Annotated in this window: 1 protein-coding gene; it reads left to right on the forward strand. The window is 44.9% G+C overall.

Going from position 1 to position 2367, the window contains the following annotated elements; all coding sequences use genetic code 11:
* A partial coding sequence (locus WH95_RS11030) for an Ig-like domain-containing protein (protein WP_046506979.1) occupies positions 1-2367 on the forward strand: 2367 nt, incomplete at both ends.

The following is a 2367-nucleotide window of genomic DNA, read 5'->3' on the forward strand; positions in this document are numbered from 1 at the left end:
CGGTGGTGTTGTTACAGGTACTCTGTCTGCCAGTGATATCGATGGTGACGCGCTGAGCTTTAGTCTGAACACAGGCCCGAGTGAGGGCTCAGTTGTTGTAAATGCTGATGGCAGCTACAGCTTTGATCCGGGCTCAGCCTTCCAGGATCTGGGTGTTGGCGAGAGCCGAGATGTGAGCTTCTCCTATGATGTCTCTGATGGTAACGGCGATGTTGCAACGGAGAACGTTGTTATTACCGTGAGTGGTAGTAACGATGGTCCTGTGGCTGTTTCCGGTGTTAACACAGCTGTTGAAGACGGTGGTGTCGTTACAGGTACTCTGTCTGCCAGTGATATCGATGGTGATACGCTGAGCTACAGCCTGAATACAGGCCCGAGTGAGGGTTCTGTTGTTGTTAATACGGATGGCAGCTACAGCTTTGATCCGGGTGTTGGTTTCCAGGATCTTGGTGTCGGCGAGAGCCGAGATGTAAGTTTCTCCTATGATGTTTCCGATGGAAACGGCGGTGTTGCAACCGAGAATGTTGTTATCACTGTGAGTGGTAGTAATGTGAAACAAATCCATGGGGATGAAAATGATAACACTTTAATCGGGACCAATGCTAGTGAGCAGATTTTTGGTTATGGAGGCGATGACGTTTTACAGGGTGGTTCTGGTTCAGATGAGTTAATTGGTGGTAGAGGAAATGATCTGCTTATAGGCGGCAATAACGGCGGAGATATCTATCGATATAATCTTGGTGATGGAGAAGATGTAGTCCGCAACACTGGCCTTGAAAGTAAAGTCATTTTTGGTGAAGGCATCGGCAGTGATGAATTATATTTTTCCAGATCAGGGGATTCACTTGTCGTAAAGCATCGTAAGTCAAGCAGTGAAATCAAAGTCAATGATTACACAGTCGGGGAGCAGAAAGAGCCTTCCATTATGTCACTATCCGATGGAGGTTATATTGTCTTTTGGAACGGAGATGGTGAACTCGGTAATGGCCTCTATTCCCAAAGGTATGGTGCCAACGGTAACTTAGTGGGTAATCAAAGTTTATTAAAAAGTGGTACTGTTGCTGAACTTTCATCGACAGAACTTGCTGATGGGAGCTATGTCCTGACTTGGCATTCGTACAGCGACGGGAATGCTAGAGGTGTATCTTCTCAGCGTTTTGATGTTACGGGTAGTCCTATTGGGGAGGAAACCCAAGTAAATACCTATACTAATGAGAACCAAAACAATTCTTCCATCACAGCTCTATCTGATGGCGGCTATGTAATTACGTGGACTTCTTATGATCAGGATGGTCATGCACATGGAGTTTATTTCCAGAGGTTTGATGCAAGTGGTAATCCTCTAGGTGGAGAAACCCAGGCCAATAGTTACACAGATAATATGCAATATGATTCTTCCATCACAGCTCTATCTGACGGTGGCTATGTAATTACGTGGACTTCTTATGGTCAGGATGGTCATGCACATGGAGTTTATTTCCAGAGGTTTGATGCAAGTGGTAACCCTCTAGGTGAAGAAACCCAAGTAAATACCTATACTAATGGAAACCAAAAAGATTCTTCCATCACAGCCCTATCTGATGGTGGCTATGTAATTACATGGACATCGTATGAGCAGGATGGAAGCGGTACTGGAGTCTATTTGCAAAGGTATGATGCAAGCGGAAACCCTTTAGGAGGGGAAACACAGGTTAATACTGTTACAAACGATTATCAAAACTTTCCTTCCGTCATAGCATTACCGGACGGTGGATATGTCGTTACATGGCAATGTTTAGAGGGAGCTACTTATTATTCTCGTGAGCTTAGTCAGTTTGTGTATGGCCAATCAGAAGTGCGTTTACAGCATTTTAATGCCCAAGGAGAGGCCGTAGATGGTGAAATTCAAGTTAATGATTTTGTTTCAAATCAGAGTTTTAGCTTAGGCACTTACGCAATGAAGCCAAGCGTAACTGCTTTGTCAGATGGTAGTTATGTTGTTACCTGGGCCTCTGATGAACAAGACGGGGATGGTCTGGGGATATATACAAAACGTTTCGAAGCGGTTCGTGAAAAGATTCTAACTATAGAGAATTGGTTTTTAGATGAAGAAAGTAGAGTTTCTTTTGAATTACCTGATGGTACGGTTGTAACTCCTGTTATAGAAAATACTGCTCCGGTAGCTGTTTCTGGTGTTAACACAGCTGTTGAAGACGGCGGCGTTGTTACAGGTACTCTGTCTGCCAGTGATGTTGATGGTGATACGCTGAGCTACAGCCTGAAGACAGGCCCGAGTGAGGGCTCAGTTGTTGTAAATGCTGATGGCAGCTATAGCTTTGATCCGGGCTCAGCTTTCCAGGATCTGGGTGTTGGCGAGAGCCGTGATGT

It is taken from the genome of Kiloniella litopenaei, from assembly GCF_000982415.1.
Classification (GTDB): Bacteria; Pseudomonadota; Alphaproteobacteria; order Kiloniellales; family Kiloniellaceae; genus Kiloniella; species Kiloniella litopenaei.